Raw genomic sequence first — 22819 nt, 5'->3', positions numbered from 1 at the left:
GTCGCTAACGTCGTGTTGATCACGTGGTTCGCGCTGTACGCGCTCTACCGACTGATCACCGACGAGTCGTGACCTCTGACGACATCGCCGGCAGCGGCGATCGTGCCGTCGCAGCGGCAGCCGAGCGCGCCCGAGAGACGGCCGGCCGCAACATTCCGGTATTCGACGACCTTCCGGTACCTGCCGATACCGCTAATCTGCGGCTGGGCGCCAACCTGAACGACGCGCTGCTCGCGCTGCTGCCCCTGGTCGGGGTGTGGCGTGGCGAGGGCGAGGGCCGCGGCGCCCAGGGCGACTACCGGTTCGGCCAGCAGATCATCGTCTCCCATGACGGCGGCGACTACCTGAACTGGGAAGCCCGCTCGTGGCGGCTGGATGACGACGGCGGCTACCACTCCCCCGGCCTGCGCGAGACCGGCTACTGGCGCTTCGTCGACGACCCCGACGACCCCGGTGAGTCGCAAGCCATCGAACTGCTGCTGGCCCACTCGGCCGGGTACGTCGAACTGTTCTACGGTCAGCCCCGCAGCCAAGCGTCGTGGGAGCTGGTCACCGACGCGTTGGCACGCAGCAAGTCCGGCGTTCTGGTCGGCGGCGCCAAGCGGCTCTACGGCATCGTCGAGAACGGTGATCTGGCCTACGTGGAGGAAAGGGTCGACGCCGACGGCGGACTGGTGCCCCATCTGTCCGCACGACTCACGCGGCACGTCGGCTGATGCGCCGGCTACTGCTCGTCGTGGCGGGCGCTGCGCTGCTCGCGGGGTGCTCGTCGAGCCCGACCCCGTCCGGCCCGCCCACCCCGATCAGCCCGGCGCCGACCGAGGCGACCATCACACCGGCCGAACACGGATCGCTGGCCCATTGCCTCCAGCAGCACGGCGTCTCGGAATCCGGTGGCTCGGTCGTACTCGGACCGCCCGCGGGCGTCGATCAGAAGACCTGGGACGACGCGATGCGGGCGTGCTCGCCGCTGGGCCCCGGCCCGGCGGGCTAATCGCCGCGGATACTGGTGACCCGGCGTAGGAACTGCTGGGTCCGTTCCTGCTGCGGGTTGGTCAAAACCTGTTCAGCAGAACCAGATTCGATGATCTTGCCGCCGTCGAGGAAGCATACGGTGTGGGCCACCTGCCGCGCGAACCCCATCTCGTGGGTGGCCATGACGATGGTGCGCCCGGAGGTAGCCAGTTCCCCTACCAGATCGAGCACCTCGCCGACGAGTTCGGGATCCAGGGCACTGGTGATCTCGTCGAGGAGGAGCAGCCGGGGGTCGTAGGCCAGTGCGCGCGCGATCGCCACCCGCTGCTGCTGGCCGCCGGACAGCTTGTCCGGGTAGGCGTCGGCCTTGTCCGCCAAGCCAACCCGGGCGAGCAGTTCGCGTCCGCGCTCCTGCGCTTCCCGCCGATCACGTCCGTGCACGACCCGGGGCGCCAGCGTGACGTTGTCGAGCACCTTCATGTGCGGGAACAGGTTGAACGACTGGAACACCATGCCGATGGGCCGGCGGGCGGCGTCGGCGTCGACGCGCGGGTCACTGATGTCGCGCCCGTCGAGGAAGATCTGGCCCTCGTCGATGTCTTCGAGCAGATCCACGCATCGCAACAGCGTCGACTTACCCGATCCCGACGCGCCGATGAGGACCACCACCTGGTGCTCGGCGACGTCGAGATCGACGCCGTCGAGGACGTTGCGATCGCCGTAGCTCTTGACCAGGCCCCGAACCGACAAGACCTCGGTCACAGCGCGCCCTGGCGGGTGGCGGCACGCCGCGACGCCCAGTCGGCCAGCCTGGCCGACGGTACCGCCAGGGCGACGAAGAGCAATCCGGCCACCACATACGGCGTGAAGTTGTAACTCGTGGCCACCTGGATCTGCGCGGCACGGACCGCATCGACCGCGCCCAGCACCGAGATGAGGCCGCAATCCTTTTGCAGCGCAACGAAATCGTTGAGCAGGGCCGGAGTGACCCGCCGCGCCGCCTGAGGCAGGACCACCAGGCGCATCGTCTTGCGATAGTTCAGGCCCAACGATCTGGCGGCCGCCAGCTGCGACGGGTGGACCGACTCGATGCCGGCGCGGAACACTTCGGCGACATAGGCGGAGTACACCAAAACGAGCGCCAGACCGCCCAGCAACACCGGGTTGTTGGGTATTCCGGCCAGTCGCAGACCGGGAAGTCCGAACCCGACGAGATAGAGGCAGATGATCAGGGGCAGTCCCCGGAACAGGTCGACGTAGCCGGTGGCCAGTGCGCGCACCGGGAACCACACCGGCCCGCGCAGGGTGCGCACCGCCGCCAGGCCCAGCCCGAAGGCCAGGATCAGGATCTGGCACACCACCAGCACGCGGACGTTGAGCCACAGACCGTCGAGCACGGCGGGCAGGCTGTCCCAGCCCACCCGGAAGTTGAAGAAGGACTCCCGCACCCGCGGCCAGCCCGGCGAGGACATGGCGGCGAATGCGGCCACCGTGGCGAACACCACGGTGGAGACCAGGGCGACCAGCGTGGACCGTCGTGCCCTCGACCGCCGATACGCCTGGCGCTCGACGGCCAGGATGGTCACTTCAGTACCGGCGCGCTGCCGGCTTCGGCCAGCCACTGCTGTTGCAGTTTGGCCAGCGTCCCGTCGCCCCGCAGGGCCTCGACCGCGCCTGAGACACACGCGGTCAGCTTGCTGCCCTTGTCCAAGACGATCCCGAACTGTTCGGGTTTGTCTGTCCCCGAGGGCAATTGGCCAACGATGGAGCCGTCGGTCAGCTCGCTTTGCACCTCGAACGCGGTCGGCAAGTCGAGTACCAGCGCATCGATCTGGCCGTTCGTCAACGCCGCTTTGGCGTCGTCGTTGTTGTTGTAGACGGCGATCGGGGCCTTGGTGTTCAGCGCCTTGGCCGCGTTGTAACTCGTGGTGCCGACCTGGGCGCCCAGCCGCAGGTCGCGCAGACCGTCCAGCGTGGTGACCTTGGCCGCCGGCGACGACTTGATGGTGACGACGGCCTGGGTGACGTCGAAGTACGGTGCGGAGAAGTCGACGGCGTTCTTACGTTCCTCGGTGATGGAGAATTCGTTGAGGTTGGCGTCGAAGGTCTTCGGGCCGGGCGCGATCGCGGCGTTGAACGGGACCCGCACCCATTGCACGTTCTTGGTGTCGTAGCCGAGCTTGCCCGCCACCGCATAGGCGACCGCGGACTCGAACCCCTTGCCGTTGGACGGGTCGTCGTCGACGAACCACGGCGGGTAGGCGGGTTGGTCGGTGCCGAACGTCAGCACGCCGGATTTGAGGGTGGCCAATGCACCCTTGTCGCACTTCTCGGCGCCGGTCGCCGTCGTCGATTTATCGTCGGCCGGGGCACAACCCGCCAACGCCAGCAGTGCCGTCGACGCCGCGACGGTGAACATGACCAAGCCTTTACGCATGCGCGGCATCATCGCGCACAGCGGGCCGCGGCGCCACCAATCCGGTCATCGTGGTTGCAGGGAGGTGGTGCGGCCTCATAGCAGTGCCATAGCGCGGTGCTAATCGCTGCCCAGACGGCAGCCATACGGTCGGCGGAGTTCGTTCCCGCAAGCAAGGAGAGATGACATGACTCTGCGACCGCTACACGCCACGGCCATGGCCGTTCTCGGGGCGGCTCTGATCGGCGGTGTGGTGGGCTGCTCGGCCCCGAGCGACGCCGCGCCCGCCGGTCCCGGTGGAGCGGGCGGTGCCGGTGATCCCTTCATCCAGTGCATGATCGACAACGGTGTGCCTGCGCCGCCGCAGGGTGGGCAAGGCGGTCCGGACGGGCACGGTGGGCAGCCGCCGCAGGGCGGGCCCGGCGGCCAGGGTGGCCAACCGCCGGCACCTCCGGGCGTGGATCAGGGAGTCTGGGACAAGGGTCTGCAGGCCTGCGCGTCGCTGGCGCCGCAGCCGCCCCAGCTGCGGTAGCGCATCGAGTCTGCGTCCGGCCCCGGATATGGGTCGGCCCCCGAGCCGTTCTTCCTGGTTGGACAAAACCAGGGGCTCGGGGGCCGGGTAGCTGCCTGGAATTCGCCAGCGCGCTCAGGGCGAAGGTGATTCCGGCACCTGGTGCTGCTAGCGGGCAGCCACCTCACATGTCCTAGAAGTACTGCTCAAAATTCCGGACCACCTCCTTCCTTGTGTACGGCCGACGGTACCCGTGGCGCGCCAAGGGTGGCAACCGTTTTTCGCGGTCAGCGATCGCTGAGAATCGCGGCGTCAACCAGCTCGGAGATTTCTCCTGCCAGCGGCGCGGGCGTCAGGTAGCGGCCGTCCAGTGTGTGCACACGCGCCGCGAGTGTGATGCTCGAAACCAGCCAAACACCTTGTGCGGCAAACAAATCCGCGGGCCGAAGGGCGCGGTAGTCACAGTCGTACCCCTTGCCGCGAGCCACGTCGAACAACGCCTGCTGGGTAGTTCCGCGCAGGATCGGGTACCACGGCGGCGGAGTGTAGAGACAGGGCCGCCCCGAGGAGTCCTCGCTGTCGGCGGCGATCACCACCGTCGAACGCGGGCCCTCGAGGATGAACCCGTCGGAGCTGACGAAGATCACGTCGCCGGCACCCTTGGCGGCGGCATGCCGCAGGGCGGCCATGTTCACCGCGTACGACAGCGTCTTGGCACCCGCCACCAGCCAGGGCATCGCGTCCACCCCGGAGGCCGGCAGCCCGCGTTCGAGCACCACCGCGGCCAGACCGTTGCTCCGGGTGGCCGCCACCCGGTCGGCGACCGGGTTGACCGTGAGGTACGCCGTCGGCGCCGAGCCGCTCTCCCGGCCACGGCTGTAGACCAGACGCAGGGCGCCTTCAGCCGGCGTCGCCGTGACCCACTCGCCGACGGCGACGTCGATGGCGTGCCGCCAGGCGGGCAGGTCCGGCTCGGGCAGCTCCATCGCCTTGGCGGACTGGACCAACCGCTGCAGGTGCGCCTCCACCAGACAGGCCCTGCCGTCGCGCACGAGCAGTGTCTCGAAGACCCCGTCGCCGCGCACGGCAGCCAGGTCGTCGGCGAACAGCAGAGGGGCAGCCGGATCACGCACCTGCCCGTCGAGCGTGACGACCACAGAAGACTGTCCAGGCATGAAGCCACAGCGTACTGGCCGGCTCCGTAGAGTTGACGTGTGTCTGCCGTCCCCGCCCCCGCCAATTCCCCCGACGCCGGAGCGGTCTGGCACTTCGGTGACCCGCTCGGCGAACAACGCACCGCCCAGCACGAGGCCGTCGTCGTCGACCGCTCCCACCGCGCGGTCATCACCCTCACCGGAGCCGACCGGCGCAGCTGGTTGCATTCGATCTCATCGCAGCACGTCAGCGAGCTGCCGGACGGCTCGGTCACCGAAAATCTCAGCCTCGACGGCCAGGGCCGTGTCGAGGATCACTGGGTGCAGACCGAGCTGGACGGCGTCACCTATCTCGACACCGAACCCTGGCGCGGCGAGCCGCTGCTGGCCTACCTGAGCAAAATGGTGTTCTGGTCCGACGTCGCACCTGCAGCGGCCGATCTGGCGGTGTTGTCGCTGCTCGGGCCGCATCTGGCCGACGCCGCGGTGCTGGCCGTGCTCGGTGTGCAGCAGTTGCCCGCGGAGGGGACCGCTGTCGCGGTGCCGACGGGAGGCTTCGTCCGCCGACTGCCGGCAGACGGCGGACGAATCGAGCTTGACCTGGTGGTTCCCCGCTCGGAGAAGGCCGGCTGGCTGGAGCGGCTGGGTGCCGCCGGGGTGCATCAGGCCGGGGTGTGGGCCTACGAGGCGCACCGGGTTGCCGCCCAGCGCCCCCGCCTGGGCGTCGATACCGACGAACGCACCATCCCGCATGAGGTGGGCTGGATCGGTCGCGCCGTGCACCTCGACAAGGGCTGCTACCGCGGGCAGGAAACCGTCGCACGCGTCCACAACCTGGGCAAACCGCCCCGGACCCTGGTTGTCGTGCACCTGGACGGGTCCGGCGACCGGCCCGCAACCGGCGATCCGCTGCTCGCCGAGGGCCGTACCGTCGGCAGGCTGGGCACCGTGGTCGACCACGTCGACGACGGGCCGATTGCGCTGGCCCTCGTCAAACGCGGAATCCCGGCCGGCACCCCGCTGACCACGGGCGGCGAACACCAGGTCGCCGCCGAAATCGATCCGGACTCCCTGCCGGCAGCCGAGACGGTGGGTGCGGGGCGGCTGGCTGTCGAGCGCCTCCGGAGCGGCGGCAACTGACGTTCACCGTCAGCCGAACGGGCCTGCCAGCACATCGGAGCGGGGCACGGTAAAGTGTTGGCAGGACAATAACCAACACACAGATCGGAGCCGCCTGATTTCGGGCCGCTCCGTTATTGCGCGAGGGGGTTCCCCCATGGGCCGCGGCCGGGCTAAGGCGAAGCAGACCAAGGTTGCTCGAGAGCTGAAATACAGCTCTCCGCAAATCGATGTCGATCGGCTCCGTAAGGAGCTGGCCGGTTCGGGCGGGAGCGAACCCGAGAAGTCCGACAACGGGTTCGGCGACGACCCGTGGACCGACGAGGACGACTGGCGGCCCTGAGCCGCCTTCCCTTTTTTAGAACCGTGGGTGCTGGCCCACGAGCGTCGCTCGTGGGCCGTCTTTCCCCTTGGCGACCGTTCCCAGCGTCCAGCACGTCAGGTGCCGGGCGGTAAGGATGGCCAGCGCGCGGTCGGTGTCCTCCGGCGCGACGACGGCCACCATGCCGACGCCCATGTTGAAGGTCTTCTCCATCTCGGCGCGGTCGATCCGGCCGCGCTGGGCGATCATCGTGAAAACCGGTGCGGGAGTCCATGTTCCACGATCCAGCTCGGCAACCAGACCGTGCGGGATGACCCGCTCGAGGTTGCCCGCCAGACCACCGCCAGTGACGTGACAGAACGTGCGGACCTGAGTCTCGGCGGCCAGCGCCAGGCAGTCCTTGGCGTAGATGCGGGTCGGCTCGAGCAGCTCTTCGCCCAGCGTGCGCCCGAACTCCTCGACGTGGCCGGCCAGGTTCATCCGGTCGATCTCCAGCAGGACCTTGCGGGCCAGCGAATAGCCGTTGGAGTGCAGTCCCGAGGAGCCCATCGCGATGATGACGTCGCCCGGACGCACCCGGTCGGGACCCAGCACATCGTCGGCCTCCACGACACCGACGCCGGTGGCCGAGATGTCGTAGTGGTCGGGTTCCATCAGCCCGGGATGTTCGGCCGTCTCGCCGCCCAGCAGGGCGCACCCGGCAAGCACACAGCCCTCGGCGATGCCGGAGACGATCGCGGCCACCCGTTCGGGCACGGTACGGCCGACGGCGATGTAGTCCTGCAGGAACAGCGGCTCGGCGCCACACACCACCAGGTCGTCGACCACCATGGCGACCAGGTCCAGCCCAACGGTGTCGTGTTTGTCCATCGCCTGCGCGACGGCCAGCTTGGTGCCGACGCCGTCGGTCGATGCGGCCAGCAGTGGCTCACGGTAGCCGCTGCGCAGCGCAAACAATCCGGCGAACCCGCCCAAACCACCCCGCACCTCGGGCCTGCTGGCCCGCTTGGCCAGCGGTTTGAACAGCTCGACCGCGCGGTCACCGGCCTCGATGTCAACCCCGGCCGATGCGTAGGAGATCTGGCTGTCTTCCTCGCGATCAGTCATCGGGCATAAGGCTACCGCCCGTGGACTGGCGCCGTAACGTGCCGGGGTTCACCCCACGTGCCGGGCGATCCACTCGCCCAGCGGCACCCCGGCGCGCAATGTGGTCACGACGTGCTCTTTGGCCTTCTTCGTGCCCAGCCACGCCCCGACGGGCCAGGTCTTCATCATGGCGATGCCTTTGTGGCGCAGCAGCTCGATCCTGGGGTGTTCCTTGGGATATCCCTTGGGTGCGGTCTTGAGCACCTCGTGGGCCATGATCTCGTAGCCGGCCGCGCGCAGGTCCCTGACGATCGCGGCGAGCTCGGCGCCGGACTTCGGTTTGTCCACGGCCTCGCGGTAGCGCGCCAATGTCTTCGGGTCGGGCATGTAGAGCCCGCCACCCACCGACAGCCCGTCGGCGGAGAACGACACATACCCCGATCCGATCGTCGCCGCGCAGTTGGTCTTGTACGGGGTCTTGTCGGCGCTGAACCGAACGTCGCGGTAGGGCCGGAAGATCTTGCCTGCACCGAACTCGTCGGCCAGCTCGGTCAGCAGTTGCTCCATCGGCGCCTTCACGTGGCGGTCGTAGACCGCCTTGTGCGCTGTCCAGTAGACCTTGGAGTTGTCGGCCTCAAGGCCCTCGTAGAACTCGACCGCCTCGATGGGCCATCCGGTGAACGCCATGACAGCCATTGTGGGGTGATGTCAGCTCTCCGGGCAGCCGAACGCGGGGTGCGGTCGGCAGTAGGTGCCGGTGAGTACACCGCGCGCGATGACACTGCCACTCATCACGTGAAGAAGCTCCCTAGCGGTCCGCACGTCGTCGGGCACCGCAGTGCTCAATGCGAAAAGGTGGAACCGGTAGTGGTGCGTACCGTGCCCGGGGATAGGGCGCGGGCCGAAGTATCCCCGCCCTAGAGCCGTTCGGAAGAATCGGATGCCTGGTGTACCCGGCGCCAGAGCACCCTCATCGAGGTGGTCAACCCCCGCAGTCAGAATCGCAACCGTGTGCATCAGAGGACGTGGCAACGGGACGTCCTCGTCTTCAATGACCAACACCAGGGTGGCGGCGTGCTGGGGGACGCCACACCAGGACAACGCCGGCGACATGTTGCTGCCGACCCCTCTACCTGCGTGAGCTGCCGGCATCGGGCCGCCGTCCGCAAACGCCGGACTGCGGAGCTCGAACGTGGATGGCGACGGCAGCGCTGCCAATCGGCTGCGTCGGGCGCCGGCTCGGACGGGCCGCAGCACCTTACCGACGTGTTCAACGAGACTCACGCGTCACTGCCCTGACCGGCCGCGGCCACCGCGGGTGAGCGCAGCTGATCGGCGAGTTCGGTTGGCAGGAAGCCCCGTTCGGCCAGTCTGGGCAACACACCGCCGCTGCCCAGGATGTCCAGGATGAGATCGGGCAGCACCGGGACGGCGCCTGACGCGCCCGTGGTGTCGTTTCGCCAGGTGCCGATGCGCAGGTCGAAGGTGCCGAACTCGCCGTCGGCGAATGCCTTGGTGACGCCGGGAATCGTCATGGCCGGCAGTCCGGCATTGATCGCGTTGCGCAAGAACAGCGAGTTGAACTCTTCTGCCGCCAACGCTGCGATGCCGAGTTGGTTGAAGAGCGCAGCGACGGGGCGCGAGGACCCCAGCCCGAAGTTCCTGCCGGCGATCACGATGTCGCCGGCCCGAACTTCACGCGTCCAGCCTGGACGTACGTCGTAGAAGACCATCGCTGCCGCGTCGGCGAGATCCAACTTCATCGCTTCCGCCGGGTACATGTCGTCGGTGTTCAGGTTGTCGCCGAAGACCCAGACACGCCCGGTGACGACGAGTTCGTTGCTCATCGCACGACCTCCCTGGCGTCGGTGATGTGTCCGGTCACGGCGGACGCGGCCACCGTGGCGGGTGAGGCCATGAAGATCTCGGCCTCCGTCGAGCCCATCCGGCCGGTGAAGTTACGGGTGCTCGAGGTCAGACAGACCTCACCGGGCCCGACCACACCCATGTGGTATCCGAAGCATGCCCCGCAGGTGGAGTTGGTGACCACCGCGCCGGCGTCAGCGAGGTCCTGCAGGTAGCCCAACCTCAACGCGTCGCGGTAGACCTGTTGGCTGGCGGGAGTGACGATCAAGCGGACGCTGGGTGCGACCTGCCGGCCGCGCAGAATCTCGGCGGCGATGCGAAGGTCGTCAAGCTGGCCGTTGGCGCAGGAACCGATGAAGGCTTGGTCGATCTTGCGGGGTTCGACCTGGCTGACGGGAAGTCCGTTGCGAGAAACCGTCCCGGGTCTCGCAACATAGGGCACCAGCGCCGACATGTCGACCGGACGGACCGCGGCATAGGCGGCGTCCGGGTCGGCGCAGGTGGGCTCATAACCGGTGATTCCGAGGGTCTGGAAATGCTCGGCGAGTAGGTCGTCGTAGGCGAAAGTGGAGAAGTCCGCGGAGATCTCGGCTCCCTGTGTGGCAATCGTTCGCCGGTCGTTGAGGGGGACCGAGGCAAGGCCAGGTCCGCCGTACTCCAGATTGCTGTTGGTGGCGTCGCCGTACTCGTTGGCGATGTAAAGGAACAGGTCCTTGCCGCTGACGCCGGTCGGCAGCGCCCCGGTCAGCTCATAGCGGATGGTGGGCGCAGCCTGGAACCAGGTGACCCCGGTGCACAGAATCGAGTAGATCTCGGCGGGGCCAAGGCCGCGTGCCGCGGCGTTGTAGGCGCCACCCGCGCAGGTGTGGCTGTCGGTGCAGGCCAGTATTTCTCCGGGCCGGGCGAGTCCATTCTCGGCGATGACTTGGTGGCAGATGCCGTGCCGGCCGACATCGTAGAAGCGCTCGATGCCGAACTCGGCCGCGAACCGTCTGGCCTTCGGGCCGCCGGCGGCGTCCTTTATCGTGGGCGCCGGGACCGCGTGGTCCATCACGATTGCGACTTTGGCGGGATCGCTGATCCGCAACGGCTGCATCCACATCGTGGCGAATTGCAGGTCGATCAGGACGGTCATATCCACCTCGACCGTCACGGTGTCGCCGGCCTGGACTCGGGGTCGGCCGGCCTTGCGAGCCAGGATCCGTTCGATCATCGTCATGCCCATCTCAGACCTCCGATTCGATGGCGGGTTGGTGTTTCTCGCCGAGGGCGGACCATTCGGCCATACCAACGAGGTTGAAGAACCCGTGCGGTGTGGTCGGCAGGAACTCGTCGACGGCGACACCGCGTAACTCGCATAACGCGGTCAATGCACCTATCGTTGCCCGCCCGAGCACGGCAGACGGGTGGATGGCGATGGCGAAGCCGAGTTCTTCTAACCGCTCCACAGACTGCTCGGGGGTCAGGCCGCCGATCACCAGATTGAGCAGCAGCAGCGGCGCGTTCACCTCCGCAGCGATCCGTTCGATCTCTGCGACGCTGTGCGGGGCCTCCACGAAGAGGATGTCCGCACCCGCCGCCGCGTACCGGTTGGCGCGACGGATCGCCTCGTCCAATCCCAGCGGACCCCGGGCATCGGTCCTGGCGATCACCAGCATCCCGTCGTCGGTGCGCGCGTCCAGGGCAGCGTCGAGGGTGCGAACGAAGTCGTCGCTGCTGACCAATTCCTTGTCCGGCAGGTGACCGCATCGCTTGGGAAAGGCCTGGTCTTCGATCTGGATCGCGGCCACCCCGGCGTCCTCGTATTGGCACACGGTGCGAATGACGTTGATGGGAGCGCCATAGCCGGTGTCGGCATCAGCCAGCAACGGCACGTCTCCGAGCGCACCCACGACCATCCGGGCGCGTTCGACCATCTCGGTCTGGGTCACCAGCCCGATGTCGGGAAGTCCGAATCCCGCGGCGGCGACGCCGGCACCGGTCAGGTACGCCGCGGCGTGTCCGGTGCGCTTGGCCAGCTGGGCGGAGATGCCGTCGTAAACACCGGGAGCGACGATCAGCCGCCCCGCATCGAGTAGCTCACGAAGCCGCGCGCGGGCGTAGGTCGTCATCAGTCCAGCGCCCTTCCGACAGAGCCGGCGAGGAGATCCGACAGCGCAGCCACATCGTGTGCCTCGGGCAGGCCGAGCACGGCGGATTGGATCGCCGCGGCTCGGTCGGCCGGCATCACACGTCCGACAAGACTGTGAAACTTAGCCACCACCTCGTCGTTGGTCACCGGGTCGAGTGGGTTGCCATGCGGCGCGATCACCGATGCCGACTCCGTACTGCCGTCGCCGAAGGTGAGCGTCAGGTGGGTCTGGAACCGCTCGGTGATAGACAGCTCATCGATGCTGCGGTCGAGGTGAACATTGGTGCACTGCAACAGGTTCCATATATCGTCGGCGTCCATTCGTTCAGCAGTGAACTGCTCAGGCAGCGCGGTCCCGTCGAGTAGGGTTACCGCCGCGGCATACCCAATGTTCATTTGTGCGCCGATCGCTGTCAACGGCCGCTGAGGAGTCCACCAGCCGTGGTGATAGACGACGTCACCGACGCGGATGTCGATGCGGTCGATGGTGCGACTCCCGTTGCGCTGTCGCAATATTCGGGCGGCTTCGACCACGCCGTGCAACCCGCCCATCACCGCCCACGACTTCACCATGATGACGTCGGTTTCCCAATTCTCGCCGAGTCCCCGGGTAATCGCTTTCGCGTCGGGGTCGTGCCCTTCGCCATAGACCGCCAGAAATCCGCCGTACGGGCGTTCCAGAACTTGATCGATGCCGGTGTACCCGGCCTGTGCGAGTGCGGCGGAATAGAACCCGTTACGCGCCGCGAACCCGTGCTGCATACGCTTGCCCATCGCCTCGTACTGTGCTGACATCAGTCCGGCGGATTGTGTCGCGGCGAATCCGACTGCGTCCTCAAGTTCTGCACCGTCGAGGCCCCGCAGCACGCCGCAGGCGAGAGCCGCGGCGATGCCACCAAATATCGGGCCGGAATGCCAACCACGAGAGAGCATTTCGGCTCCACCCAAGGAATGCCCAATCCGCGGACCGGTCTCGAAACCGATAATCACTGCGAGCAGCAACTCACGCCCGCTCACAGTACGGTCCAACTGTGCGGCGGTGGCCAGCAGAGCCGGCAGCAGTACCGCCGCGGAATGCAGCGGTGCCAGCGGATGAAAATCGTCGAGCTCGAAGCCCTGAATGAAGGCACTGTTCAGCAGTGCCGTACCTGCCGGTGTGGTGGTCAGGCCGGTGCCGATGACCGGCGCGCTCCCAGCACCCTCGATGGCCAGCACCGCCTCGGTGGCCACCCTCGACCACGGCAGTTGGGCGCCGATGAGAGCGCATCCGAGGCCGTCCAGAACCAGATGCGCTGCGCGCCGACGGACGGAGTCGGGTACGTCATCCCATGTCAGGGTGCGAGCCCAGTTGACCAGGCGCCCAGTCGTACCGTCGGGTGCACTCGGGGCAGCGGAGGAAACTTTCACGCGTCCCATTTACAGGCAACTCGTCGGCAATCCGCCAAACAACTTGCCGAATACGCAAGTAACATGAGTCTCGTGCCTACCGCACTGCGCGGCCTGCAGATATTGGAAACCCTGGCGGGCATGCGTCAACCAGCTGCGCTACGTGAGATTGCCGAGCGCATCGGGCTTTCGGATTCATACACCTTTCGGATCCTGCGGTCTCTCGAGCGCGAGGGCTACCTGCACCATCTCGGAAGGGACGGCTACCGCCTGGCCAGCCGGTCGATCGCGCTGGCAACGCTGATCGGTCCGCGGCCGGCATTGCTTCGGTTGATGTATCCAGTAGTGGCCCGGCTGGCCATTGTCAGCGGCGAAGCGGCAGTCGTGCACTTGCGTGCCGGTGACGCTCGAGTGCTCGTGCTAGGTGTACCCGCGCCGTCGGGGCCGATGGTCGACCCCGCGGGAGTTCTCGGGGAGCGCTCGCCGTTGGCAGTCGGAGCCAGCGGGCGGGTCATCCTCGCCCATCTGCCGACTGCTGAGCTGGCCGGCTTAGAACTCGAAGGAATTACGCCGGAACGCCTCGCGGAGATTCGCCAACGCGGCTACGAAATTTCCTGTGGGGAGAACCACCCTGGCATCAACGGCATCTCGGTTCCTCTGCTTGCTGAGGCTGACCATCCAGCGACTCAACCCTTCGTACTGGGCTCGATGACCGTCGCCGGGCCCTCGGGACGCCTGTCCTCCACCGCGCTGACCCGCCTGGTCGGACCGCTACTGGGTGCTTCCCGTGAGCTCAGCCCGCGCTTGGGCGCCTTGCTGGGCCCGAACCCCGGCGCCGCTGTCGGCGCCCTCGATCTGTAGAAGCCCCAAGGCCGGGCCCGCCGCTGTGACACCCTGACTGACTATGGCTGCAATTCAGCGGTTGGCAGTTGCGGGGGCCACGGCCGCGCTGGGCGTGCTGGCCCCGCCCGCTCCGGCCTCGGCCACCCCCGGTGACGGTGTGGACGCCGTGACGCTGTCGCAAGCGTCGCGCAACGACAAGGACTACGTCACCAAGCAGATCACCATCGCGCCGGGCGGCACGACCGGCTGGCACTACCACCCCGGCGAGGTCTTCGGTGTCATCAAGGAGGGCACGCTGACGCACTACGACAGCGGTTGCACCGTCGACGGTGTCTACGGCGTGAACCAGCCGATTACCGAGGGCAGCGGGCGGGGATACGTCCACGAGGGCCGCAACGAAGGTCCCGATCCACTGGTGATGTGGGTGCTCTACATCGACCCGGCGGGCAGTCCGCTCACCGTGGACATGCCCAATCCGGGGTGCCCGTTCTGAGTCGGGCGCAGGTGGGGGCAATCCGGAGAGGCGTCGGCTCCGAATAGCAGTCGACTGATGGGAGGGGTTTCGGTGTCGGCTGAGCAGATGAGGTGCCTGGTCACGGGTGCGACGGGGTACATCGGGGGCCGCCTGGTCCCACGACTGCTGGAAAGCGGCTTCACGGTGCGGGCGCTGGCGCGCAATCCTGACAAACTGGCAGGCGTCCCGTGGCGCAGCAAGGCCGAAGTGGCCCGCGGCGACCTCAATGACGTGGCCTCGCTGGAGGCGGCCTTCGCCGACGTCGACGTCGTCTACTACCTGGTGCACTCGATGGGACTGGAGAAGGATTTCGCCGCCGAGGAGCGTCGCGCCGCGCAGAACGTCGTGACGGCCGCCCGCTCGGCCGGTGTGCGCCGCATCGTCTACCTCAGCGGCTTGCATCCCGAAGGTGTCGAGCTCTCAACACATTTGACGTCGCGCACCACGGTCGGCGAGATCCTGATCGCTTCGGGGATCGAGGCGATCGTGCTGCAGGCCGGTGTCGTGGTGGGCTCGGGGTCGGCCTCGTTCGAGATGATCCGGCACCTCACCGATCGGCTGCCGGTGATGACGACGCCGAAGTGGGTGCATAACAAGATCCAGCCGATTGCGATCCGCGACGTGCTGCACTACCTTGTCGCGGCGGCCACCGCGACGGTGCCGAAGTCGCGGACCTGGGATATCGGCGGACCCGACGTGCTGGAGTACGGCGACATGATGCAGATCTACGCCGAGGTCGCCGGACTGGGGCGGCGGCACATGCTGGTGCTGCCGGTGCTCACTCCGCGAATCGCCGCGCTGTGGGTGGGATTGGTGACGCCGATCCCGTCCGGTCTGGCCCGGCCACTTGTCGAGTCGCTGCACTGCGACGCGGTGATGAACAACCACGACATCGACACGATCATCCCGCCGCCGGCCGGCGGGCTGACCCCGTATCGGCGGTCGGTGTCACTGGCGTTGGCCCGCATCGCCCGCGGCGAGGTGGAGACCACGTGGAACACCGGCACCGCCGCTCAGCTGCCGAGCGATCCGGAATGGGCAGGCGAGATCGTGTACACCGACACCCGCTCTCGGCACACCGCGGCGAGCCCGGACCGGCTGTGGAAGGCCGTCGAGAGCAGCGCGCCGGATCGGTGGACCGTCGAGGAGCGCGAGCCCGGAAAGGTGTTGCGGCTGCGGGCCGCCAACACCGCCCCCGGCGATCGGTGGCTGGAGATGCGGGTCACCCCGGAAGGCGACGGCAGCCGCTACGAGCAGCGGGCGATCTTCTATCCGCGCGGCCTGCTGGGACGGCTGTACTGGTACGCGGGCCGTCCGGTGCAGGCGATGCGACTTGATGCCCGGGTACGGCGAGTGACCACCGCGGCCGGCTGAGGTCTGCCGCTACGGCCGGCGCAGGGCCGAGACGTTGTCGTTGTCGGTTTGCAGCGGAATCCCGGTGCGGGCGGCGGTGGCCAGCATGTGCTCGACGACGTTCTTGCCGAGCTGGGTCTCGCCGGGCAACTCGATCGGGTAGTTGCCGTCGAAGCAGGCACAGCACAGCCGCGACGCGGGCTGTTCGGTCGCGGCGATCATGCCTTGCTGCGAGATGTAGCCCAACGAGTCTGCGCCGATCGCGTGCCGCACCGCCTCGAGCATCTCGTCCTCGTTGTCCACCGCGTTGGCGATGAGTTCGGCCGGGGTGGCGAAATCGATGCCGTAGAAGCACGGCCACTTCACCGGCGGGGAGGCGATGCGCACATGCACCTCGACGGCGCCGGCCTCCCGCAGCATCCGCAACAGTGCGCGCTGGGTGTTACCGCGGACGATCGAGTCGTCGACGACGATGAGCCGCTTGCCGCGGATCACCTCTTTGAGTGGGTTCAGCTTGAGCCGGATACCGAGCTGACGGATGGTCTGCGACGGCTGGATGAAGGTGCGCCCGACGTAGGCGTTCTTCATCAGGCCCTGGCCGAACGGGATCCCGGATTCCTGGGCGTAGCCGACGGCGGCCGGGGTGCCCGACTCGGGAACACCGATCACGAGGTCGGCCTCGACCGGCTTCTCGCGGGCCAGCCGGCGTCCGATGTCGACCCGCGCGCCGTGCACCGACCGCCCGGCGAGCGTGCTGTCGGGACGGGCGAGGTAGACGTACTCGAAGACGCAGCCCTTGGGTGTCGGGTTGGCGAAGCGGCTGGAGCGCACGCCGTCGGCGTCGATGGCCAGCAGCTCGCCGGGTTCGATGTCACGCACGAACGACGCGCCGACGATGTCGAGGGCCGCCGTCTCCGACGCGACGACCCAGCCGCGGTCCAGCCGGCCCAGCGACAACGGCCGCACCCCGAACGGGTCGCGGGCGGCGTAGAGGGTGTTCTCGTCCATGAAGGTCAGGCAGAACGCGCCGCGCACCGTTGGCAACAGTTCGAGGGCGGCCTGCTCCAGGGTGGAGTCCGCCGCGCCGTGCGCCAGCAGCGCTCCGAGAATGTCGGAGTCGGTGGTCGCCGCGCCCGGCATGTTGGGGTTGATCAGGCCGGCTTCCCGGGCGCGCCGTGCCATGTCGGTGGTGTTGACCAGATTCCCGTTGTGGCCCAAGGCAACTCCGGTGCCGGCCGCGGTGTTGCGGAATACCGGCTGGGCGTTCTCCCAGGTGGTCGAACCGGTGGTGGAGTAGCGGCAGTGACCAATGGCGACGTGGCCCGGCATCGCGGCCAGCGTCTGCTCGTCGAACACCTGGCTGACGAGGCCCAGATCTTTGAAGACCAGCACCTGTGATCCGTCGGCGACGGCGATGCCTGCCGCCTCCTGGCCCCTGTGTTGTAGGGCATAGAGGCCGTAGTAAGTGAGTTTGGCTACATCTTCGCCCGGAGCCCAGACTCCAAAGACGCCGCACTCTTCGCGGGGCTCGTTTTCCAGTTGGCCGGTCACGATATGGGCTGCTCCCTGGCGGAGGTTGTTGGCGTGAACCCAGTCTACGGTGATCGGCGCAAAACGCGGAATTGAACGACGAGTGTCGTGGGCGCGCTCAGTTGAGTTTCACGACTGGCAGAAAATGGCTCACCTCTGCGGCGCGCGATCCGGACAGCCGCAGTGTCCCGTTGCGGGCGGCGTCGGCGAGGTCGAGCCGACCGGTCGCCACCCGCAGCCAGGTTCGCGGGTCGGTCTCGACGACGTTCGGTGGCGTACCGCGGGTGTGCCGGGGACCGTCGATGCACTGGACGGCGACGAACGGCGGGATGCGCACTTCCACACTGGCGCCGGGAGCCAGTCTGGCCAAGGTGCGCGCGGTCAAGCGGACGGCCACCGCAATCGCGGACCGGTCGGGTGCCGCAGCGTTCTCGTCGCTCAGCCAGGCCGCGACCGCACGCACCGCGGCCAGCGTCGCCTCCGGGTCTGCGCTGCGGCGGGATGTCACGGCACCAGTATTTCAGCACCGCGCCAGGCATTGACATCAACCAAAGTTGAGGTCTTAGCGTGGGCCCATGACCTTCGCACCGCACGAAATCGCCTATCTGAACGCGGCCGATATCGGCAGGCTCGCCACCATCCAGCCGAACGGCACACTGCAGAACAGCCCCGTCGGCTTTCAGTACAACGACGATCTCGGCACGATCGACGTGTACGGCTACAACCTGGCGAAGAGCCAGAAGTTCCGCAACATCGCCACCAACAACACGGTGGCGTTCGTCGTCGACGACATCTTCTCGCACGATCCATGGCGCGTGCGCTGTCTGGAAATCCGCGGCACCGCCCAGCAGGCCGAGAACGCCAAGGGCGAGCCGCTGATCCGGATCACCCCGAAACGCATCATCAGCTTCGGCATCGATGACACCGACACCGAAGCCCACGACCTGGTGCCGGACAGCCGCGACGTGCCGACGACGGCGAGCTAACGTCCGCGGACGATCAGGGCGGCGACCGCACCGGCTTCGTTGATCGCGAGGTGGGCCAGCATCGGGGCCACCACGCTGCCCGACCGCTCGGCCAGCCAGCCGAACCCCCACCCGGCCAGCCCTGTCACCAGCACGGTGCCGAGCACCGGCTGGCCCGCCCTGCGGGCGTCCGGGACGTGCCAGAGGCCGAACGCCACAGCCTGCAGCAGCCGGCCGGCCGTCGGTCCGAGCCCGCGGCGCGCGGCGCCGGCCAGCGCACCGCGGAACAGTGCCTCTTCGAACCAGACTGTGCCCAAAGGGATATCGAACACCAGCCAGCGTCGTGCACTGTCGGGGACGTCGCGCTCGCGCATCGCCGTGCGCACCGAGGGCGCCATCGTCGTGGCCGCCACCCCGGCGGCGACCGCCACCGCTGCCGCGCCGCCGTGGCGCAGGCCCGACCACAGGTGCGGCGGTCGAAGGCCAAGCGGCGCACGAACGGCCAGCGCCGCGGCGGTGCCGGCCGCCGCACGCAGAACGGGACGCCAGGTCACTGGAATTCCGGGCCGCCCGCCGCCATGGCCTTGTCCAGGAACTGACGGATGCGGTCGGTGTCCTGGGCGCTCCAGCCCGCGGGTGCGGCCACGGCGACCCAGCCGTCGAGCTGGCCGTCGCCGTAGTTGTGGCCGTGTCCGATCGGCGAAGCCTGCGAGCTGGTGACGTTGCCTGCCATATCGGCGCTGACTTGCCAGAACGTGACGATCGGATACCAGCGCATCAAGGCGCTGCGGTCGAAGCCCGGCGGTTCGGCCAGCCAGTCGGGCTTCTTGAACAGCAGATCCGGTGTCCACCACACCACCGGATCCGATGGGTGCTGCAGGTAGAGCACCCGGGTGCCGCGCCATGGCGGATCGGCGGCCACCCGGGCGATCTCGGCGGGACCGGCAGCCTGGGCGAAGCGCACCGTGCGGCCGTTGTCGTAGCGGGGCTGCACCTCAGGTGTTCCCGGATCGCGCCTGGCGGTCAACGCTTTCCACAGCGCGCTGGCATTCGGCGGGCCCACCCACAGCACCGACGAGAAGTCCATGTCCACCACGTCGGGCAGATATCCGAATGCGCCCTGGCCGGCCATCGAGCCGAGACTTTCGCCGTACAAGGCCAATTGGGGCCGCCGGTCGGCGGGCCACTGCTGCCAGCGGTCGTGGATGGCGTAGACCATCGCCTTGCCAGCCTGCACCGACTTCTGCTGGTCGGCGAGGAACGAGATCCAGCTCGGCAAATAGGAATACTGCATGGCGACCAGCGCGGTGTCGCCGTTGTACATCGCCTCGATGGCGCGCGCGGCGACGGGATCGACCCAGCCGGTGCCGGTGGTCGGGATGATCACCAGCAGTTTGCGTTCGAAGGCCTTGGTGCGCTGCAGTTCGGAGAGCAGGACGGCGACGCGGCCCTCGTCGGTGTCAGCGGTCTGCAGGCCCGCATAGATGCGGATGGGCTCCTTGGCGGGCCGGCCGTTGAGCTCGGTCAGTTCGCGGGCATGCGGCCCGGTGCCGACGAAGTTGCGGCCCTGGAATCCCAGCGTGTCCCATTTCGCGAATGATGCTGGGCTACCCGATCTTTCGGGGTTCAGCGGTTGTTCGACGCCGGGTCGGGTGGTGGTGTTCTGCGGCTGGAACACCGCGCGGGCGCCGCCGATGAAGCCGCGCACCAGCACGCCGTTGACCAGGGTGATGATCAGCACGACGACGATCGCGGTGCCGACGAACATCGCAACCTCGTCGTTGATGTCCCAGCGCCGGATCATCACCCGGGCCAGCAGCTTGATCGCGTCCTTGACCACCCGTGCCACCGCGACCAGCAGCCCTCCGGCCACCACGGCGACGACCAGGATGCGCAGGTAGCCCAGGGTGTCCGGACCGTCGATGCCCATGACCGAGGCCAGCTGCCGTTGCCAGGCCGCCGCGGGGATGACCATCCCTACGCTTGCCGCGATCGCACCCACCACCGTGGCGGCCTTGAGGGCGTAGCCGATCTTCGGCTTCGGCGGCCACCAGTCGCGGTGCGAGAGGAACAGCCAGCGAAAAGCCTTGCCCACCAAGACGCCGATGCCGTATCCGATGGCGGCGTTGATGCCACCGATGAGACCGCCGGTTGCCCAGTCCCGCGGCAGCAGCGACGGGGTCAGGGACAGACAGAAGAACAGTGCGCCGAACGCGATGCCGACGAAATCGAGACGGACCAGGCTCCACGCCCAGGCCATAAGCGATTCCCGGTGCCGTCGACGTTGGGGCGAGGCCGCTGCCTCACCCGTGACGTCGTCGACCGCACTGGTCATCCGAACAGCCCGGGCAACACTTTCTCAGATGTGGTGCGCAGCTCTTCGAGTGACACGGTGAACAATCCTTGGACCTCAACGGAATCCGAGCCGGTGTCCGAGACGCCGATCCGGGTGATCGGCAGGGCGCGTGCCTCGCACATTGCCCGGAACCGGCTCTCCTCGGTGCGGGGCACCGCGACCAAGGCCCGGCCCGCGGACTCGGAGAACAGAAAGACAAAGGCGTCCCCGACTGTTTCACATTCGCTGGGAAGCACTATGCGGCAACCGGTTTCGCCGGCCAGCGATGCCTCCACGACGGCCTGGATCAGGCCGCCTTCGGACAGGTCGTGCGCCGCGGAGGCCAGCCCGTCGCGCGAGGCGGCCGACAACACCTCGGCCAGCAGCTTCTCACGGTCGAGATCGACCGACGGCGGCACACCGCCGAGGTGGTCGCCGGCGACCTGGGCCCAGATGGACCCGTCGAACTCGTCGCGGGTGTCGCCGAGCAGGAACAGCGTCTCACCGGGCTCGTTGCCCAGACCGGTGGGCAGCCGTCGGCTCACGTCATCGATGACACCGAGCACGCCGACTACCGGGGTCGGCAGGATGGCCGTCGCCCCGGTCTGGTTGTAGAAGCTGACATTGCCGCCGGTGACCGGAATGCCAAGGGCTGCACAGCCGTCCGCGAGGCCGCGGACGGCCTGGGAGAACTGCCACATGACGCCCGGGTCCTCCGGGGAGCCGAAGTTGAGGCAGTTCGTCACCGCGATCGGGGTGGCCCCGGTGACCGCGACGTTGCGGTACGCCTCGGCCAGCGCGAGCTGCGCGCCGGTGTAGGGGTCGAGCTGGGTGTAGCGGCCCGAGGCGTCGGTGGACACCGCGATGCCACGGCCGGTGGCTTCGTCGATGCGCAGGACCCCACCGTCGGCATGCTCGGCCAGCACGGTGTTGCCGCGCACGTAGCGGTCGTACTGCTCGGTGATGAACGCCCGGCTGCACAGGTGCGGGCTACCCACCAGGGCCAGCAGAGTCGAACGCAACTCCTCGCCGGTGCTGGGTCGCGGCAGCTTCGCCGAGGTGTCGGCGATCAGTGCGTCCTGCCATTCGGGCCTGGCCACCGGCCGCTGGTAGACCGGACCCTCGTGGGCCACGGTGCGCGGTGGCACGTCCACGACGCACTCGCCGTGCCAGCTGATCTGCAGCCGGTCGCCGTCGGTGACCTCGCCGATCACCGTCGCCAATACCTCCCACTTGCGGCAGACGGCCATGAACTTCTCGACGTTCTCCGGTGAGACGACCGCGCACATGCGTTCCTGCGACTCGCTGGACAGGATCTCCGCCGGGGTCATGTTCGCCGCACGCAGCGGGACCTTGTCCAGCTCGATGGCCATGCCACCGTCACCGGCGGACGCCAATTCTGATGTGGCACAGGATAATCCGGCACCACCGAGGTCTTGAATGCCGATGACCAGCCCGGCCGAGTACAGCTCGAGACAGCACTCGATGAGCACCTTCTCCATGAACGGGTCGCCGACCTGGACACTGGGCAGCTTCTTGCGGCCCGGCCCGGAGCCTTCGTCACCGCCGAAGGTGTCGCTGGCCAGCACCGAGACGCCGCCGATGCCGTCGAGTCCGGTGCGGGCGCCGAACAGGATGATCTTGTTGCCCTGCCCCGAGGCGAACGCCAGGTGCAGGTCTTCCTTGCGCAGCACGCCCACGCACAGCGCGTTGACCAACGGGTTGCCGGCGTAGGACGGGTCGAACACCGTCTCCCCGCCGATGTTCGGCAGGCCCAGGGAGTTGCCGTAGCCGCCGATGCCGCGGACCACACCGTCGAGCACCCGGCGGGTGTCGGGCGCGTCGGCCGCACCGAAGCGCAACTGGTCCATCACCGCGACCGGGCGTGCGCCCATCGCCATGATGTCGCGAACGATGCCGCCCACGCCGGTGGCAGCGCCCTGGTACGGCTCGACGTAGGACGGGTGGTTGTGCGACTCGACCTTGAAGGTGACCGCCCACCCGTCGCCGATGTCGACCACGCCGGCGTTCTCGCCGATCCCGGCCAGCATCGCTGTGCGCATCTCGTCGGTGGTGGTCTCGCCGAAGTACCGCAGATGCACCTTCGAGGACTTGTAGGAGCAATGTTCGCTCCACATCACCGAGTACATCGCCAATTCGGCATCGGTGGGCCGCCGGCCCAGGATGTCGCGTATCCGCTGGTACTCGTCGTCCTTGAGGCCGAGTTCGCGGAACGGCTGCGGGTTGTCAGGGGTGGCCGCCGCCCGGTCGACGGTGTCAACGGGCGAAACGTCGGTCGTCACAGAAGACAGT

Annotated in this window: 25 protein-coding genes; 9 read left to right on the top strand and 16 right to left on the bottom strand. The window is 67.9% G+C overall.

Annotated features, from left to right (window positions below; genetic code table 11):
- Positions 1-68: 68 nt before the first annotated feature.
- On the top strand, positions 69-716 hold the full coding sequence (locus HBE64_RS02875; RefSeq protein ID WP_167097602.1) for an FABP family protein: 648 nt from the start codon (positions 69-71) through the stop codon (positions 714-716).
- Positions 716-994: a hypothetical protein gene (locus tag HBE64_RS02870; RefSeq protein ID WP_167097600.1), complete on the top strand. Its 279-nt coding sequence runs from the start codon at positions 716-718 to the stop codon at positions 992-994. Before HBE64_RS02875 ends, HBE64_RS02870 begins: the two co-directional genes overlap by 1 nt.
- Here the strand turns inward: HBE64_RS02870 and HBE64_RS02865 are convergent.
- The 3 genes from HBE64_RS02865 to HBE64_RS02855 are packed head-to-tail and all read right to left on the bottom strand — an operon-like array spanning position 991 to position 3412.
- Positions 991-1737 carry an amino acid ABC transporter ATP-binding protein gene (locus tag HBE64_RS02865; protein ID WP_167097598.1) on the bottom strand — a complete coding sequence of 249 codons (747 nt, stop codon included), beginning with the start codon at positions 1735-1737 and terminating at the stop codon, positions 991-993. The genes HBE64_RS02870 and HBE64_RS02865 overlap by 4 nt on opposite strands.
- Positions 1734-2597 (bottom strand): amino acid ABC transporter permease, encoded by an 864-nt coding sequence (locus tag HBE64_RS02860; RefSeq protein WP_243841478.1) that lies wholly within the window; start codon positions 2595-2597, stop codon positions 1734-1736. Before HBE64_RS02860 ends, HBE64_RS02865 begins: the two co-directional genes overlap by 4 nt.
- Positions 2558-3412 carry an ABC transporter substrate-binding protein gene (locus tag HBE64_RS02855; RefSeq protein ID WP_167097596.1) on the bottom strand — a complete coding sequence of 285 codons (855 nt, stop codon included), beginning with the start codon at positions 3410-3412 and terminating at the stop codon, positions 2558-2560. The genes HBE64_RS02860 and HBE64_RS02855 overlap by 40 nt, the downstream gene beginning before the upstream one ends.
- Positions 3413-3578: 166 nt before the next feature.
- Here HBE64_RS02855 and HBE64_RS02850 point away from each other — a divergent pair, with 166 nt between their 5' ends.
- On the top strand, positions 3579-3923 hold the full coding sequence (locus HBE64_RS02850; protein WP_208300553.1) for a hypothetical protein: 345 nt from the start codon (positions 3579-3581) through the stop codon (positions 3921-3923).
- Positions 3924-4189: 266 nt separating this feature from the next.
- On the opposite strand, the gene HBE64_RS02845 is transcribed toward HBE64_RS02850, so the two are convergent.
- Complete coding sequence (locus HBE64_RS02845) at positions 4190-5059, bottom strand: aminodeoxychorismate lyase (protein WP_371744162.1); 870 nt, start codon at positions 5057-5059, stop codon at positions 4190-4192.
- Between the two features lie 57 nt (positions 5060-5116).
- On the opposite strand from HBE64_RS02845, the gene HBE64_RS02840 reads away from it, so the two are divergent.
- On the top strand, positions 5117-6196 hold the full coding sequence (locus tag HBE64_RS02840) for a folate-binding protein YgfZ (protein ID WP_167097592.1): 1080 nt from the start codon (positions 5117-5119) through the stop codon (positions 6194-6196).
- A 136-nt stretch (positions 6197-6332) separates the two neighbouring features.
- Complete coding sequence (locus HBE64_RS02835; RefSeq protein WP_059016776.1) at positions 6333-6518, top strand: DUF3073 domain-containing protein; 186 nt, start codon at positions 6333-6335, stop codon at positions 6516-6518.
- 15 nt (positions 6519-6533) lie between these two features.
- Here HBE64_RS02835 and purM read toward each other — a convergent pair whose 3' ends face one another.
- From purM to HBE64_RS02800, 7 genes are all read right to left on the bottom strand, one after another.
- On the bottom strand, positions 6534-7604 hold the full coding sequence (purM, locus tag HBE64_RS02830; RefSeq protein ID WP_167097590.1) for a phosphoribosylformylglycinamidine cyclo-ligase: 1071 nt from the start codon (positions 7602-7604) through the stop codon (positions 6534-6536).
- A 48-nt stretch (positions 7605-7652) separates the two neighbouring features.
- Entirely contained in the window at positions 7653-8270 is a 618-nt protein-coding gene (locus tag HBE64_RS02825) for a DUF2461 domain-containing protein (RefSeq protein ID WP_243841477.1), read from the bottom strand.
- Between the two features lie 21 nt (positions 8271-8291).
- Entirely contained in the window at positions 8292-8696 is a 405-nt protein-coding gene (locus HBE64_RS02820) for a YbhB/YbcL family Raf kinase inhibitor-like protein (protein WP_243841476.1), read from the bottom strand.
- Between the two features lie 167 nt (positions 8697-8863).
- Positions 8864-9430 (bottom strand): 3-isopropylmalate dehydratase, encoded by a 567-nt coding sequence (locus tag HBE64_RS02815; protein ID WP_167097584.1) that lies wholly within the window; start codon positions 9428-9430, stop codon positions 8864-8866.
- Positions 9427-10674: an aconitase/3-isopropylmalate dehydratase large subunit family protein gene (locus HBE64_RS02810; RefSeq protein ID WP_167097582.1), complete on the bottom strand. Its 1248-nt coding sequence runs from the start codon at positions 10672-10674 to the stop codon at positions 9427-9429. Before HBE64_RS02810 ends, HBE64_RS02815 begins: the two co-directional genes overlap by 4 nt.
- Before the next feature lies 1 nt (position 10675).
- On the bottom strand, positions 10676-11563 hold the full coding sequence (locus HBE64_RS02805) for an isocitrate lyase/PEP mutase family protein (protein ID WP_208300639.1): 888 nt from the start codon (positions 11561-11563) through the stop codon (positions 10676-10678).
- Complete coding sequence (locus HBE64_RS02800; RefSeq protein ID WP_167097578.1) at positions 11560-12996, bottom strand: MmgE/PrpD family protein; 1437 nt, start codon at positions 12994-12996, stop codon at positions 11560-11562. The genes HBE64_RS02805 and HBE64_RS02800 overlap by 4 nt, the downstream gene beginning before the upstream one ends.
- 54 nt (positions 12997-13050) lie before the next feature.
- On the opposite strand from HBE64_RS02800, the gene HBE64_RS02795 reads away from it, so the two are divergent.
- From HBE64_RS02795 to HBE64_RS02785, 3 genes are read left to right on the top strand one after another with little or no spacing between them, the layout of a single operon-like run.
- Positions 13051-13827, top strand: coding sequence for an IclR family transcriptional regulator (locus HBE64_RS02795; protein WP_167097576.1), 777 nt, complete (start codon positions 13051-13053; stop codon positions 13825-13827).
- Between the two features lie 43 nt (positions 13828-13870).
- Complete coding sequence (locus tag HBE64_RS02790; protein WP_167097574.1) at positions 13871-14302, top strand: cupin domain-containing protein; 432 nt, start codon at positions 13871-13873, stop codon at positions 14300-14302.
- 57 nt (positions 14303-14359) lie between these two features.
- A complete protein-coding gene (locus HBE64_RS02785; protein ID WP_167097572.1) occupies positions 14360-15697 on the top strand; it encodes a DUF2867 domain-containing protein in 1338 nt (445 codons plus the stop codon).
- Between the two features lie 9 nt (positions 15698-15706).
- Here the strand turns inward: HBE64_RS02785 and purF are convergent, their stop codons facing one another.
- Both purF and HBE64_RS02775 read right to left on the bottom strand, forming a co-directional pair.
- Complete coding sequence (purF, locus tag HBE64_RS02780; RefSeq protein ID WP_167108547.1) at positions 15707-17230, bottom strand: amidophosphoribosyltransferase; 1524 nt, start codon at positions 17228-17230, stop codon at positions 15707-15709.
- A gap of 94 nt (positions 17231-17324) precedes the next feature.
- Positions 17325-17714 carry a sterol carrier family protein gene (locus HBE64_RS02775; protein WP_167097570.1) on the bottom strand — a complete coding sequence of 130 codons (390 nt, stop codon included), beginning with the start codon at positions 17712-17714 and terminating at the stop codon, positions 17325-17327.
- A 67-nt stretch (positions 17715-17781) separates the two neighbouring features.
- Here HBE64_RS02775 and HBE64_RS02770 point away from each other — a divergent pair, with 67 nt between their 5' ends.
- On the top strand, positions 17782-18192 hold the full coding sequence (locus HBE64_RS02770) for a PPOX class F420-dependent oxidoreductase (RefSeq protein ID WP_167097568.1): 411 nt from the start codon (positions 17782-17784) through the stop codon (positions 18190-18192).
- Here HBE64_RS02770 and HBE64_RS24425 read toward each other — a convergent pair.
- From HBE64_RS24425 to purL, 3 genes are read right to left on the bottom strand one after another with little or no spacing between them, the layout of a single operon-like run.
- On the bottom strand, positions 18189-18725 hold the full coding sequence (locus tag HBE64_RS24425; protein WP_243841475.1) for a CPBP family intramembrane glutamic endopeptidase: 537 nt from the start codon (positions 18723-18725) through the stop codon (positions 18189-18191). The genes HBE64_RS02770 and HBE64_RS24425 overlap by 4 nt on opposite strands.
- The gene (locus HBE64_RS02760; RefSeq protein ID WP_167097566.1) at positions 18722-20506 is read right to left on the bottom strand and encodes an alpha/beta-hydrolase family protein; all 1785 of its coding nucleotides are present in this window, start codon (positions 20504-20506) and stop codon (positions 18722-18724) included. The genes HBE64_RS24425 and HBE64_RS02760 overlap by 4 nt, the downstream gene beginning before the upstream one ends.
- Positions 20503-22809, bottom strand: a complete 2307-nt coding sequence (gene purL / locus HBE64_RS02755) for a phosphoribosylformylglycinamidine synthase subunit PurL (protein ID WP_167097564.1) — start codon at positions 22807-22809, stop codon at positions 20503-20505. Before purL ends, HBE64_RS02760 begins: the two co-directional genes overlap by 4 nt.
- Positions 22810-22819 lie beyond the last annotated feature (10 nt).

Source organism: Mycobacterium sp. DL592, assembly GCF_011694515.1.
GTDB lineage: Bacteria > Actinomycetota > Actinomycetes > Mycobacteriales > Mycobacteriaceae > Mycobacterium.
The sequence above is the reverse complement of the archived record's forward strand: the minus strand, read 5'-3'. Positions and strand labels throughout refer to the sequence as shown.